Origin of the sequence: Streptomyces sp. NPDC056486, from assembly GCF_042795295.1 — a bacterium.
GTDB lineage: Bacteria > Actinomycetota > Actinomycetes > Streptomycetales > Streptomycetaceae > Streptomyces.
This window is the reverse complement of sequence record NZ_JBHTSF010000043.1, coordinates 1-13,087: the sequence shown is the minus strand read 5'-3', so window position 1 is coordinate 13,087 and position 13,087 is coordinate 1. Positions and strand designations below refer to the sequence as shown.

Here is a 13,087-nt window from a genome sequence, read left to right as displayed (position 1 = left end):
TCCCGAGGGCCGCGGGTGCGGCAACCCGGCGTAGGGTCGCGATCATGCGCAGTGAACTCTTCGGGGCTCTCCCCGACGGCACGCCCGTCCATCGCTGGATCCTGGAAAGGGGTGGAGTGCGGGTACGCGTCCTGACGTACGGCGGGATCATGCAGTCGGCGGAAGTTCCTGACCGCTCGGGGCGCCTCGATCCTGTGGCCCTCGGCTTCGACGACCTTCAGGGCTATCTCGACCACCCCGGGCCGTACTTCGGTGCGCTGGTGGGCCGGTACGCGAACCGGATCGCGGGCGGTGAGTTCGCCCTCGACGGCCGTACGTACAGCCTGGCGCGGAACAACGATCCCAACGCGCTGCACGGCGGCAGGGCCGGTTTCGACAAGCGGGTGTGGGAGGCCACGGAGGTCGGGCACGGGGTGCGGCTCACCCGGGTGAGCCCGGACGGCGAGGAGGGGTATCCCGGGCGGCTCGCGCTGTCCGTGACGTACACGCTGGGCGAGACGGGTGAGCTGCGGATCGCGTACGAGGCGACGACCGACGCCCCGACGGTCGTGAACCTCACCAACCACACGTACTGGAACCTCGCCGGGGCCGTGCCGGGGAGCGGCGGCGCCGGCGGGCACGAGCTGCGGATCGACGCGGCGCGCATGACGCCGACGGACGAGACGCAGATCCCCACGGGGGTGTACGCGGACGTCGGCGGGACGCGGTTCGACTTCCGGACGGCGCGGAAGGTCGGGGACGGGATCGACCACAACTACGTGCTCGACAAGGGGATCACCGAGCGGCCGGTCGAGGTGGCGGAGCTGAGCGACCCGGCGTCCGGGCGCGTGCTGAGTGTCGCGACGACGGAGCCCGGCCTCCAGCTGTACACGGGGGACCACTTCGAGGAGCCGCTGCCGTTCGCGCCCGGTGACGGTGTCGCCCTGGAGACGCAGCACTTCCCCGACTCCCCCAACCGGCCGGACTTTCCGAGCACGGTGCTGCGGCCGGGTGGGGTGTACAGGTCGGAGACGGTTTACGGCTTCTCGGTCCGCTAGGGCGGTTGGCCTACGCCTGGCGCGACCGGCCTACGTCAGACGGCGATCGTCTCGCTCAAGCGGCGGTCGGCGATCGAGCGGCCCACCTGGATCTCGTACGAACCAGACCTGTACGTCCAGGAGTTGGTGGTCTCGTCCCACGTCTCGAAGGCGCGGCGCGGGAGTTCGATCCGTGCCTCCGCGCTCTCGCCGGGCGCTGCCTCGACGCCCGTGAAGCCTGCGAGCCAACGGGCCGGGCGGTCACCGTCGTTCGCGACCGGGGCGAGGTAGACCTGGACGACCTCGCGGCCCGCGCGGCGGCCGGAGTTGCGGACGCGGATCGTGGCCGTCGTGCCTTCCAGGGTGAGGGACTCGTAGGTCCAGTCGGTGTAGCCGAGGCCGTGGCCGAAGGCGTACGCAGGGGTGGTGCCCGCCCTCTCCCAGGCGCGGTAGCCGATGAACACGCCCTCGGTGTAGGCTAGTTCACCATCGGCCGGGGTGACCTTGGTGACCGGCGCGTCCGCGAAGGCGCCCCACGTCGTGGGCAGCCGCCCGCCGGGCTCCTCGGCGCCGAGCAGCACATCGGCGAGCGCGGCGCCGCCCTCCTGCCCGGGGAACCAGCCGAGCAGCACGGCCGCGACGTCCTTGCGCCACGGAAGCTCCACCGGGGAGCCGGAGTTCACGATCACGACCGTACGGGGATTGGCCGCGGCCACCGCGCGTACGAGGTCGTCCTGGCGGCCCGGGAGCCGCAGATCCTTGCGGTCGAAGCCCTCGGACTCGACGCGCTCGGTGGTGGCGACGACCACGACGGCGGTGTCGGCGCCGCGTGCCGCATCGACGGCCTCCGCGATCAGCTCGTCGGCGTCCCGCTGCGGCTCCAGGTGCACGAAGGAGAACACGACGCCGGGCAGCGGGGCCGCGTACTCCTTGTCGAGCGGGTGGAGCAGGGAAACCTCGACCGTCTCGCCCTTCGTCAGACCTACCTTGGCGCGCTCGACCGGTGAGCCGAAGAACGCCTCGAAGGGGTCGGACTCGGGGCCCATCACCTCGGACCCGTCGAAGACGACCTCGCCGCCGACGGTCAGCGTGAAGGCGCCGAGACCGCGCGTGCCGAAGGAGTGCTCGCCGCTCACGCGCGGCGTGAACGTGCCGACGACCTCGATGGAGGCCATCGTCTCGTGGGTGACGCCTTCGGGCAGGTCGTTGCCGATCCACTGGACCTGGCCGGAGGGGAGGTTGCCCTCCCCCAGGACGTCGCCGTGCGCGTCGCGGCAGATGGCGCGCAGCTCGAACCCCTTGTCGGCGGGGGCGAGTTCATCGCTCGGGTCGGCGCCGACGGCGTACGTCAGGGCGTCGTCGCCGAGCGCGGCCGTCAGACCGTCGAGCGGGGAGACCACATGTGCGGGGAAGACGGTGGCGGAGCCGCCGCCCAGGACGCGGGCGTCGCGCGCCGCGGCGCCGATGAGGGCGACGGAGGCGGTGGGATTCAGCGGCAGCGTCTCGTTCTCGTTGCGCACGAGGACGAAGGCGCGGCGGGCGATCTCGCGGGCGAGCGCATCGCCGTCGATCTCGGCGGGCACGTCGGTGACGACGGGCTCGGCGCCTTCGAGGATGCCGACGCGGGCGGCCAGACGCAGGACGTTGCGTACGGCCTCGTCGACCGTCGACTCCTTGACCTGGCCGCCGCGCACCGCCTCGGCGAGCGCGTCGCCGTACACGGTCCGCGGTCCCGGCATGGCGACGTCGAGGCCGCCCTCGATGGCGCCGGTGGTCGAGCGTGCGGCCATCCAGTCGGAGACGTTGTAGCCGTCGAAGCCCCACTCCCCGCGCAGGACCTCGTTGACCAGGTAGCGGTGCTCGGTCATCGTCGAGCCGTTGACCTGGTTGTACGCGGTCATGATGCCCCAGGGGTGGGCGTTGGCGACGATCGCGTCGAAGGGTGCGAGGTACAGCTCGCGCAGGGCGCGCGCACCCACCTTGTTGTCGACGGTGAAGCGGTCGGTCTCGGCGTCGTTCGCGACGAAGTGCTTGACGGTCGTGCCGACGCCGCCGGACTGCACGCCCTGGACATAGCCGGTGCCGATGACGCCGGTCAGATACGGGTCTTCGCTGTACGCCTCGAAGTGCCGGCCGCCGAGCGGCGAGCGGTGCAGATTGACGGTGGGCGCGAGGAGGACGTGGACGCCCTTGCGGCGGGCCTCCTGAGCGAGGAGGGTGCCCGCGCGGCGGGCGAGGTCCTGGTCCCAGGCGGCGGCTAGCGCGGTCGGGGACGGCAGGGCGATGGAGGGGTCGTCGGCGGTCCAGCGGGTGCCGCGCACGCCGATCGGTCCGTCCGACATCACCAGGGACGCCAGGCCGATCTCGGGCAGCGCGTGCAGCGACCACATGTCACGCCCGCCGAGCAGCCGGGCCTTGGCATCCAGATCCAGCGCGGCGAGCGCGGCCTCCACGACCGCCTCGCGCGCCCGATCGGCCTGGTCGGCCGGTGCGGCTCCGGGGCCCTGGTTTTCCGCCATGGCGGTACCTCCTCGTTGAAGTCCGTTCCGTACGTTCCCTCCATCCTGCCTCGCCTACCTGTAGGTAGGTAGTTTTCGTAACCTGGACGTTATATTGATGGTGGCATGACGTACGGTCGTCCCGCGAGCAGGACCGAGAACGTGAAGGGCAGACACGATGGCGCCCAAAGCCAAGGCCACGATCAGGGCCAGAAGTGAGGAGCGGCGTGCGGAGATCCTGCGGGCCGCCTTCGAGGTGATCGCCGAGCGCGGCTACCGGGGTGCGAGCCTGGGTGCCGTGGCCGAGCGGGTCGGACTGACCCAGCAGGGCCTCCTGCACTACTTCCCCACGAAGGACGCCCTCCTCGTCGCCGTCCTTGAAGCCCGCGACCAGTGGGACGCGGTCCCGTCGAACGAGATCCGCCTCGACCTGCTCGGCTCGCTCGTGGAGTACAACGCGATGCGCCCCGGCATCATCCAGACCTTCTCCGCGCTGCTCGGCGAGAGCGTCACGGACGGGCATCCGGCACGGGCGTACTTCACCGAGCGGTACGGATCGGTGCGGGAGAAGTTCGCGGCGGTCCTGCGCGTGGAGTACGGGGAGCGCCTGCCCGGCGGCCTCACTCCGGAGGCTGCGGCGCCGCTGCTCGTCGCGGTGATGGACGGGCTCCAGTACCAGTGGCTCCTGGACCCCGAATCGGTGGACATGGCGGGGGCGTTCAGGGATTTCCTGGGGCTGATCGGCGGCGAAAGCGGCGGCGAAAGCGACAACGGCAGCGAGTGATCAGGCGTCGGCCCGGACGGCCGCCACGACCTCGATCTCGATGAGCGCCTCAGGGCGGAAGAGCCGGGGCACCTCGACCGTCGTACTGGTGGGCGACGTCGCGGTGAGGAACCGGGCGCGTACGGCGGCGTATTCGGGGAGGTCGCCGATGTCCGTCAGATACGTCCGGATGTTGATGACGTCGTCGAGTGTCGCGCCGTGGGCATCGAGCAGGGCGGACAGGGTCTCGAAGATCCCGTGGCTCTGCGCCGCGATGCTGTCGCCTTCGGCGATCTGCCCCGAGAGGTACAACAGGGCTCCCCCGCCGTCCAGTTCGACGCGGGCGACCTGGGAGTAGGGGCCGAGGGGCTGCGGGGCCGACGCTGGGTTGTCGATGGTTATGTGCATGGTGCGGGCTGCTCCTCCTGGGGTGCGGGTGCGGGTGCGGGTGCGGGTGCGGGTGCGGGTGCGGGTGCGGGTGCGGGTATGGCACGGCTACGACGGTTTGACGTTCCCGGAACGGATGTGGGCGACTGCCCGCGCGATGTCCTCGTGGACGACCTCCGGGTCCGCGGCGGCGGCCTTGAAGTGTTCCAACACCGCCTCTATGGCCGGTAGTTGAGTCACCTCCGTCGCGAGTGCCACGTCCTTCACGGCGAGGTCGCTGCCGAAGTGCACGTCCGTGGCAAAGGCGCGCCCCACGGCGCCCCCGAGCGGCCCCTTGGCGAGCGCCTCCTTGGCCGTCTCCTCGTCGAGCCCCAGCGCGTCCGCCAGCTTCATCGCCTCGGCCACGAGGGCCACACCGCCGATGACGGCGGTGTTGACGACGACCTTCAGCGCGGCCCCCGAACCGAGCGGACCCGTGCGGGTCACCGGGCCGAAGCAGGCGAGAATCTGCGCGACCCCGTCCGCGTCACCGCCCGCGAGAATGCCGAGCTGCCCCGAAGAGGCCTTGTCCGTGCTCCCCATGACGGGCGCGTCGACGAGGGTCACGCCGTCCGGCACCCTCGTCCCCAACTCCCGTACGACATCGGGCCCGACGGTGGACATCTCCACCCAGTGGACCCCCGCCCGCAGCTCGGGCACGATGGCGTCGGCGACGGCACGCACCGCGTCGGGGCCCGCCAGCATGGTGATGACGACATCGGCGTCACGCACGGCGTCCGCGGGGTCGACGGCGAGCCGGGCGCCCGCCCCCACCAGTGGCTCCGCCTTCTCGGCCGTCCGGTTCCATACCGTCAACGGATGTCCTGCCGAGAGGAGTTGGCGGGCCATCGGTGCGCCCATGTGCCCCAGTCCCAGAAACGCGATCTTCTCCATGGGCCCGACGCTAGAGCGGCGCCGCGGGCTACTCAAGTCGCCTCGCGGGGACGGCGCGGCACTACCAAGGTCGCCCGCGGCGTAGACCAACGGCCCTCTCGGCTCCGCGGCGTCGCTGGCCAGACTTGGCCCACCGTACGCACCGTACGGGCGGACACACGGAGGCACCGTGCGGAGTGACGGGACCGGGATCAGCCGGGGGCAGTTTCTGGCAGGGGCGGGGGCCGTGGGCGTCGCGGCGGCAGCGGGGGGTCTGCTGACCGCGGCGGCACCGGCCGCGGCAACCGGCCCCGGAGCGGGCGGACTCACGTATCGAGGCGTCTGTTACGAGGTCGCCGAGGGGGAGACACCCACGACCGGCTGGAACGCGGGCCGCATGCGCGCGGACCTGTGCGCGATCCAGGACCGGCTGCACGCCACCACCGTCTCCGTCTTCGGCGACGGCGTACGGCGGCTGGGCGCCACCGCGACGGAGGCCGCCGAACGCGGGTTGCACGTCTGGCTCCAGCCGCGCCTGGCCGACCGCCCCGAGCGGGAGATCCTCGACCACCTCGCGGAGACGGGCCGGCACGCCGAGCGGCTGCGGCGGCAGGGCGCGGCGGTCCACCTCAGTGTGGGCTGCGAGTTCGTGCTGTTCGTGCCGGGGATCGTGCCCGGCGACAACGCGGTGGAGCGGATCGAGAACATCATCAAGGGGAACTACGACCCTGTTCTGATGCAGCGGCGCCTGAAGCGGTTCATCGGCCGTGCGGCGGCGGTCGGCAGGTCCGTCTTCGGCGGCAGGCTGACGTACGGGGCGGCGGACGGCGACGAGGTCGACTGGGGTCTGTTCGACATCGTGAGCGTCAACTACTACGGCTACCACGGCAGTCGGTCCGGCTACGTCCGCGACCTCAAGCCCTACAAGCGCTGGGGAAAGCCGGTGGCGATCACCGAGTTCGGCACATGTACGTTCCGGGGCGCGCCGGAGCAGGGCGGCATGGGGTGGGACGTCGTCGACTACACCAAGGAGCCGCCCGAGATCAAGGACGGGCTCGTCCGCAGCGAGCGGACCCAGGCGACGTACATCACCGACGTACTGGACGCCTTCGAGTCGCTGAACCTCTACTCGGCGACGCTCTACAACTTCGTCACCCCGGACGCCCCGCACCGCGCCGAGACGCGGTACGACCTCGACATGGCGAGCTACAGTCTCGTGAAGCCGATCCAGGACGGTGGCGGCCCGTCCGGCCGCTGGCACTGGGAGCCGAAGGAGTCGTTCCACGCGGTGGCCCAGCACTATGGGCGCGCTGCTCGGCGTTCATGACGGTGCCGCCGTCGAAGGCACCCAATTGGGTTGACCCGCCGCCCCCGGCCAGCTTCGATCAGCGTCGGCCCCCGCTCCCCCGCCATCCCGGAAGTCGCCCATGCCGCCTGCCAAGATGCACGCCCACGAAGCCGACATCGACACGCCGCTCGTACGCCGGCTGCTCGCCGCGCAGTTCCCCGACTGGGCGCACCTCGCCGTCGAGCCCGTCGACTCGAACGGCACCGTCAACGCCATCTACCGCCTCGGCGACGACATGGCCGTCCGGCTCCCGCGTATCGAGGGGGGCGTCGACGACGTACGGCGCGAGGTGCTTCATCTGCCGCGGCTCGCGCCCTCGCTTCCCGTCGCCATCCCCGCGCCGCTGGGGCAGGGCGAGCCGGGCGAGGGCTTCCCGTGGCCCTGGTACGTCTACCGCTGGCTGGAGGGGGAGAACCCGGTCGTCGGGGAAATGGTCGAACCCGGCCTGTTCGCCGCCGATCTGGCGGAGTTCGTCATGGCCCTGCAGCGCGTCGATCCGGCCGGCGCGCCTGCCGCGTACCGCAGCGGGCCGCTCGCGTCCCGTGCCGCCGACACCCGCGAGGCGATCGCGCAGCTCCACGGCGTCATCGACACCGATGCCGCCACCGCCGCCTGGGACGCCGCCCTGTGCGCGCCCCGATGGGACGGGCCGCCCGTCTGGGTCCACGCCGATCTGCAACCGGGGAATCTCCTCACCGCCGACGGACGGCTCAGCGCCGTCATCGACTTCGGGTGCCTGGGGCACGGCGAACCCGCCGTCGACCTGATCACCGCGTGGAGCCTGCTCACGGCCGACGCGCGGGAGACCTTCCGCGCCGCCACGGGCGTCGACGACGCGACATGGGCGCGAGGGCGCGGCTGGGCCCTTTCGATCGCGCTCATCGAGCTGCCCTACTACCGGACGAGGAACGCCACCATCGCGAAGATCGCACGCCATGTGATCGACGAGGTTCTTGCCGATCATGCCCGGCTTGCCGCTCAGGCCCGGCTTGCCGATCATGCCGGGCTGAAACGCTAGCGGGCGCCGCCCTTCTGCCGGGATACTGCGGCCACCACTCCCACCAGCCACGGAAGGACTCCCGTGTCACTCTCGTCCAACGTCTCCCCGCGGCTCGCCGCGCTCGGCGTCACCCTCCTGCTCTCCCTCGCCGCCGTGCCCGCGTCGGCCGCCACCGAACCGGCCGCCACCGCATCGGACGCCACCACGGAGGAGCAGCGCCTCGACCGGGCCGCGCCGCAGGAGATCCTGCGCCGCAGCGGATTCGACGCCGTGGCGCCGGAGTTCGCGCGGGCCCTGGATCGCGCCCACTCGTACGCGGAGGCCAAGCGCATCGTCGTACGGCAGGGAGAGGCGCTGTGGCGGCGTGCCGTCGACCGGGCGCAGGGGCGGGGTCCCGCCGGTGAGCTGAGCAGGGACGACGACCGGCCGCTGTACTGGGCCCGGCTCGGGATGACCCGGGAGCTGCGCCAGTGGGAGCCGACCCGCTTCGGGGTGGGCGAGGCACGGCAGCGGCTTCTCATACGGGCCCTTGAGGACGCGTCCCGCGGGCACAACTCCATCAGCTACCCGAAGAAGGACTCGGCGGGCCACCACCTCAAGCGCGTCCTCGTCACCGGCTTCGACCCCTTCACGCTCGACCGGGACGTCCGCATCAGCAACCCGTCCGGCGCCACCGCCCTCGCGCTCGACGGCACCGTCATCGACACCGCCGACGGGCCAGCCCGCGTGGAGACCGCCGTCTTCCCCGTCCGCTGGGATGACTTCGCGGAAGGCACGGTCGAGCGCACGCTGCGCGCCCACCTCCCCCGCGTCGACCTCTTCACCACCATCAGCCAGGGCCGCGCGGGACGCTTCGACATCGAGCGGACCAACGGGGCCTGGCGGGGCGGGTTCCCCGACAACGAGAACCTCTCGCGCACGGAGACGGTCCCGGTGGCCGATCCGGCCTCGCAGCCGCAGTGGACGTCCACGACGCTCCCGTACAAGGACATCGTGAGCGCCGAGACGGGCCGCTTCCCCGTGTACGACAACACCTCGGTGACCGAGGTCCCGGCGGGCCAGAGCGCTCCGGTGGTGCGTCCCGACGGGCCCACCGCGGGTTCCACGGCCCGCGAGGGCGGCGGCGGCAACTACCTGTCGAACGAGATCGCCTACCGGGCGACGCTCCTTCGCGACCGGCTCGGGCTGCACGACCGGCTGCCCGGCGGCCATGTGCACACGCCGATCCTGCAGTTCGGGGCGGGCAATACGGACCCGGCCACGGGTGAGATCACCGATCCCGAGTTCGTGCGCAACCGACTCGACATCATCGCGCAGGTTCGGCAGATCCTGACGACCGCTATGGACGCCCGCCAGTAGCGGACATCTGGCCATCGGGACCGGCCGAACCGGCTGAACCGGCCGGTCCCTGCGGGTCTTCAGGGCCGTCGGGGTCGTCGGGGTCGTCCGAGGCGTTTTCGCCCGCCAGTTCCCGCGCCATCAGCGTGGCCCCCGCGACCGCCCCCGGCATCAGGAACACGGCGACGAACGGGACGAGGAAGGCCACGGCGAGCGGGGTGCCGAAGCCCCACACCAGCTGCTTTCGGCCGCGCAGCAGCGCGAGCCGGTCGCGGAGTTCGACGCCCCGGCGCTGCAGCGCCACCGCGGTCAGCTCCTCGGTCAGGAAGAAGCCCGTCACACAGAAGCCGATCACCGGGACCACGGTCTGGCCGACGACCGGGATGAAGCCGAGGGCGAAGAGCAGGATGCCCCAGATCACGGCACGTACGACGATACGGAGGCTGTCGCGTGCGGAGATCCACAGTTCGCGCCAGAGCGGCAGGCCCGACTCGGGGGCGTGCCCGGCGACGGAGATGTCGACCTTCTCCGACAGCGACTCGTAGAAGGGCTGGCCCACCAGGAGCGTCACGGCCGTGAAGGTGATCACCGAGAGGAGGAGCGCGAGCGCGAAGAGCAGCGCCGTGAGGAAGCCGCGGAACAGGCCGAGCCACGGCGACGACCAGTCGTCGGCGAAGGGCGTCGCCCAGCCGACGAAATCAGTGCCCCACAGGGCGAGCGCGACGAGCGCGGCCGCGTAGAGAAGCAGGGTGATCAGGCCTGGCAGCAGACCGACTCCGTACTGCTTGCCGTGCTGGGCGACCCAGCGCTGGCCCTTCATCAAGTAGCCGAAGCCTCGTCCCAGATCACGCATGCGACACAGCCTATCCGCCGGTCGCAGCCCTGCGGGCCACGGGATTCGCGGGGGACTCATGGGGCCGAAGGCCCTCTTGTTGCGCGGGGGTTGAAACGGTAGACCACGCGTACTGACTTCTCTCCGGCTTCGCTTCAGTTCTTTTCAGTTCTCTATCAGCTCTCTATCAGCTCTCTTCAGGAGGTACGTATGGGGATGCCCCGGCCGTCCAGACCTGTTCTGCTCACCACCCTCGCCTCGGCGGGCGCTCTCCTCTTCACCACGCTCGCACCCGGCAGCGCGACCGCCGACCCGAGTCCGGGCGGGCGCGACATCCTCCGCGAGGGTTCGCCCCTCAGCAGCACCGAACGGGCCGCCAAGACCCCGGAGAGCGCCGCCGACCGCGCACTGGGAGCCGCCGAGAGCCCCGGCCTCAGGAGCGGCAAGGGCCGCGGCTATCCCCGCGAGCAGAAGCTCACTCCGCCTCCCGCTAATCCGGCCGACAAGTCGATAAAGCTGGGCCTGTCCCCCTACCACTCCATCGCCCCGAAGCTGAATGACATCCAGGGCATCGGCGACCGCGTCAGCGTGGAGATCGCGGGCCGTTCGGCAGGCGGGCACCAGCTCTACCTGGTGACCGTCACCTCTCCCGAGTCCGCCAAGGAGACCGCCCGCCAGGAGCGGATGCGCGACCTCATCGAGAACGCGCCCGGCACCGCAGCCAAGGATCCGGCGGTCAAGTCCTCGTACAAGACGCCGGTCTTCATCAACAACAACATCCACGGCAACGAGTGGGAGGGCACGGACGCGGCCCTGAAGCTCGTCGAGAAGCTCGCGAAGGCCAAGGACGGCAAGACGAAGGACCTGCTCGCGCACAACCGGCTCTACTTCAACGTCACGGCCAACCCCGACGGCCGTATCGCGGGCACGCGCGAGAACGCCAACGGCTTCGACCTCAACCGCGACTTCATCACCGCGTCGCAGCCCGAGGTCCGCGCGATGCGGCAGATCGCCATCGACAAGCAGCCCGCGGTCATGATCGATCTGCACGGGTACGTCAACGGCACGCTGATCGAGCCGACGACTCCCCCGCACGGCGAGAACTACGAGTACGACCTCTTCCTGAAGAACTCCTACGCCAACGCCCTCGGCATGGAGGCCGCGGTCAACGGCCTCGGCTACACCCCCGAGAAGGACGGCGTCGAACCGGCGATCATTCCCTTCCGTGACCAGGAGGAGGGCTGGGACGACTGGCCGCCGATCTTCACCCCGCAGTACATGCCGTTCCACGGCGCGGTCGCCGCGCACACCATCGAGTTCCCGATGACCGTCAACAACGACGAGTACGACGATCTGTCGGTGCCCGAGCTGCGGCGGCGGTCCGCGATCAACGTGAACATCGCGGGCGCGGCGATGTCGGCGACGCTCAAGTACACGCAGGAGCACCGGACTTCGGTGATCGCCGACCAGATCGAGACGTTCCGTCGGGGCGCGACGGGTGCGGCGCAGGTGCCGGTCTCGCCGGAGACCGTGCCCGGGGTGCCGGGCATCGGCCCGGAGGACGTCTACACGACCGACTTTCCCCGTGCGTACGTGATTCCGCGGGGCAAGGAGAAGGGCGAGCGCGGCCAGCGCTCGGCGGCGGCCGCCTCGCGGCTCGTGGAGCATCTGCTCGACAACGACGTGGAAGTCCGCAGGGCGTCGCGGGACTTCAGGCTCGGCGGGACTTCGTACGCCGAGGGTTCGTACGTCATCGACATGCGTCAGCCCAAGCGTGGGCTCGCCAATGTGATGCTCGCCGACGGGCGCGACATCAGCGACAAGGTGTCCACCATGTACGACATCTCGGGGTGGAGCCTCGGGCGGTTGTGGGGCGCGACGGTGGACCCGGTGAAGGGCGGCTCGCTGTCCGGTGTGCGGTCGGGCGTCGTGGACTCCGCGTCGCGGGTCGGGCATGTCGCTTCGCGCGGGGCTCTTCGGCTGCGGCTCGATGACGCGCGGGAGGTCGCGGCTCTCAACTGGCTGCTCGCACGCGGGACTTCCGTGCGTCGGGCTGACGACGGAAGCGTGATCCTGCCGTCTTCGGCACGGGATGCGGCGGTCGCCGCTGCGAAGAAGTACGACGTCGCCTTTGACGCCACCAAGGTGAAGGGCGGTCCTTTCGTGCACCCCACGCGGGTTGCGGCGGCCGTCACTCCCGGCGAGCTGTTCGCTCTGCGGGAGATGAACTTCGATGTGGTGCCGGTGTCGACGGATGCCCTCAACGCCGGGTTCGACTGGAAGAAGTCGGGTGCGGACGCGCTGTTCGTGTCGGCCGGGCTCTCCTACGGCGAGCTGAACGCCGGGGCCAAGGCCGGGCTCGACGCGTTTCTCGCCGGTGGGGGCGGGGTTGTCGGGCGTGGCTCGGAGGGGGCCGCGTTGAACTCCGACGCGAAGCTGCTTTCCGTGAAGGCGGTCGCCGGTAACGGGGACGCCAATGGTGTGGTGCGGGTCGTCAACTCCGGCGGTCCTGTCACCGGCGGTGCGCCGGAGCATTCGTTCGTGTACTCGCCCATGTGGTTCACCGGGCTTGGGAGCGGGGTGCGGGTCGAGCAGTCGTACGGGGCTGGGAATCCGCTGCTTTCGGGGCATTGGCGGGCGGTTGAGGGGGCCGGTGGGCCCTCTGACGCCGCGGGTCAGGCGTCTGTGGTGAGCGGGGCCGCTGCGGGGTCCCGCGTGGTCCTGTTCGGCACCGAGCCGCTGTTCCGGGACCACCCCAAGGGGGTGTTTCCGCAGGTGGGGAGGGCGTTGCTGAGCGTGGGCCGAGGCTAGAGCGGGCCCTGCGGGGCTTTCCCCAACCCCGCCCCTTCCCGGCTGTATCTATTGGCGGCTTCGCCGCGCAGGGGCTCCGCCCCAGACCCTGGTCCTCAAACGCCGGACGGCTGACAGATCCAGCCCGTCCGGCGATTGAGGACATCTTGTACGGGGTCTGGGGCGGAGCCCCAGGTAGGTCC

The 13,087-nt window shown here is 70.9% G+C and carries 10 protein-coding genes; 6 read left to right on the top strand and 4 right to left on the bottom strand.

Going from position 1 to position 13,087, the window contains the following annotated elements:
* Positions 1–44 precede the first annotated feature (44 nt).
* A complete protein-coding gene (locus ACFQ7F_RS18965; RefSeq protein WP_383271752.1) occupies positions 45–1,037 on the top strand; it encodes an aldose epimerase family protein in 993 nt (330 codons plus the stop codon).
* 35 nt (positions 1,038–1,072) lie between these two features.
* Here ACFQ7F_RS18965 and ACFQ7F_RS18960 read toward each other — a convergent pair whose 3' ends face one another.
* The gene (locus ACFQ7F_RS18960; protein WP_383271750.1) at positions 1,073–3,535 is read right to left on the bottom strand and encodes a glycoside hydrolase family 3 C-terminal domain-containing protein; all 2,463 of its coding nucleotides are present in this window, start codon (positions 3,533–3,535) and stop codon (positions 1,073–1,075) included.
* A 157-nt stretch (positions 3,536–3,692) separates the two neighbouring features.
* Between ACFQ7F_RS18960 and ACFQ7F_RS18955 the strand changes: the two genes are divergently transcribed.
* Positions 3,693–4,298 (top strand): TetR/AcrR family transcriptional regulator, encoded by a 606-nt coding sequence (locus ACFQ7F_RS18955; protein ID WP_383271748.1) that lies wholly within the window; start codon positions 3,693–3,695, stop codon positions 4,296–4,298.
* Here ACFQ7F_RS18955 and ACFQ7F_RS18950 read toward each other — a convergent pair whose 3' ends face one another.
* Together ACFQ7F_RS18950 and ACFQ7F_RS18945 are read right to left on the bottom strand one after the other, a co-directional pair.
* Positions 4,299–4,685, bottom strand: a complete 387-nt coding sequence (locus tag ACFQ7F_RS18950; RefSeq protein WP_383271746.1) for a RidA family protein — start codon at positions 4,683–4,685, stop codon at positions 4,299–4,301. It lies immediately after the preceding gene.
* Positions 4,686–4,772: 87 nt separating this feature from the next.
* Positions 4,773–5,597: an NAD(P)-dependent oxidoreductase gene (locus ACFQ7F_RS18945; protein ID WP_383271744.1), complete on the bottom strand. Its 825-nt coding sequence runs from the start codon at positions 5,595–5,597 to the stop codon at positions 4,773–4,775.
* Between the two features lie 169 nt (positions 5,598–5,766).
* On the opposite strand from ACFQ7F_RS18945, the gene ACFQ7F_RS18940 reads away from it, so the two are divergent.
* The 3 genes from ACFQ7F_RS18940 to ACFQ7F_RS18930 all read left to right on the top strand — a co-directional run bounded on the left by ACFQ7F_RS18940 (position 5,767) and on the right by ACFQ7F_RS18930 (position 9,283).
* Positions 5,767–6,903: an abortive phage infection protein gene (locus ACFQ7F_RS18940; protein ID WP_383271742.1), complete on the top strand. Its 1,137-nt coding sequence runs from the start codon at positions 5,767–5,769 to the stop codon at positions 6,901–6,903.
* Positions 6,904–7,003: 100 nt separating this feature from the next.
* Positions 7,004–7,942, top strand: a complete 939-nt coding sequence (locus ACFQ7F_RS18935) for an aminoglycoside phosphotransferase family protein (protein WP_383271740.1) — start codon at positions 7,004–7,006, stop codon at positions 7,940–7,942.
* A 63-nt stretch (positions 7,943–8,005) separates the two neighbouring features.
* The gene (locus ACFQ7F_RS18930) at positions 8,006–9,283 is read left to right on the top strand and encodes a pyroglutamyl peptidase (RefSeq protein ID WP_383271738.1); all 1,278 of its coding nucleotides are present in this window, start codon (positions 8,006–8,008) and stop codon (positions 9,281–9,283) included.
* On the opposite strand, the gene ACFQ7F_RS18925 is transcribed toward ACFQ7F_RS18930, so the two are convergent.
* The gene (locus ACFQ7F_RS18925) at positions 9,264–10,115 is read right to left on the bottom strand and encodes an EI24 domain-containing protein (protein WP_383271736.1); all 852 of its coding nucleotides are present in this window, start codon (positions 10,113–10,115) and stop codon (positions 9,264–9,266) included. The genes ACFQ7F_RS18930 and ACFQ7F_RS18925 overlap by 20 nt on opposite strands.
* Before the next feature lie 189 nt (positions 10,116–10,304).
* Here ACFQ7F_RS18925 and ACFQ7F_RS18920 point away from each other — a divergent pair, with 189 nt between their 5' ends.
* Positions 10,305–12,905, top strand: a complete 2,601-nt coding sequence (locus ACFQ7F_RS18920; RefSeq protein ID WP_383271734.1) for a M14 family zinc carboxypeptidase — start codon at positions 10,305–10,307, stop codon at positions 12,903–12,905.
* The last annotated feature ends 182 nt before the right edge of the window (positions 12,906–13,087 follow it).

Excerpts from the sequence above, each read along its gene's own strand:
- ACFQ7F_RS18925 (WP_383271736.1), bottom strand. The coding sequence starts at position 10,115 with ATGCGTGATCTGGGACGAGGCTTCGGCTACTTGATGAAGGGCCAGCGC.
- ACFQ7F_RS18945 (WP_383271744.1), bottom strand. The coding sequence starts at position 5,597 with ATGGAGAAGATCGCGTTTCTGGGACTGGGGCACATGGGCGCACCGATG.
- ACFQ7F_RS18960 (WP_383271750.1), bottom strand. The coding sequence starts at position 3,535 with ATGGCGGAAAACCAGGGCCCCGGAGCCGCACCGGCCGACCAGGCCGAT.
- ACFQ7F_RS18920 (WP_383271734.1), top strand. The coding sequence starts at position 10,305 with ATGGGGATGCCCCGGCCGTCCAGACCTGTTCTGCTCACCACCCTCGCC.
- ACFQ7F_RS18955 (WP_383271748.1), top strand. The coding sequence starts at position 3,693 with ATGGCGCCCAAAGCCAAGGCCACGATCAGGGCCAGAAGTGAGGAGCGG.
- ACFQ7F_RS18935 (WP_383271740.1), top strand. The coding sequence starts at position 7,004 with ATGCCGCCTGCCAAGATGCACGCCCACGAAGCCGACATCGACACGCCG.
- ACFQ7F_RS18965 (WP_383271752.1), top strand. The coding sequence starts at position 45 with ATGCGCAGTGAACTCTTCGGGGCTCTCCCCGACGGCACGCCCGTCCAT.
- ACFQ7F_RS18950 (WP_383271746.1), bottom strand. The coding sequence starts at position 4,685 with ATGCACATAACCATCGACAACCCAGCGTCGGCCCCGCAGCCCCTCGGC.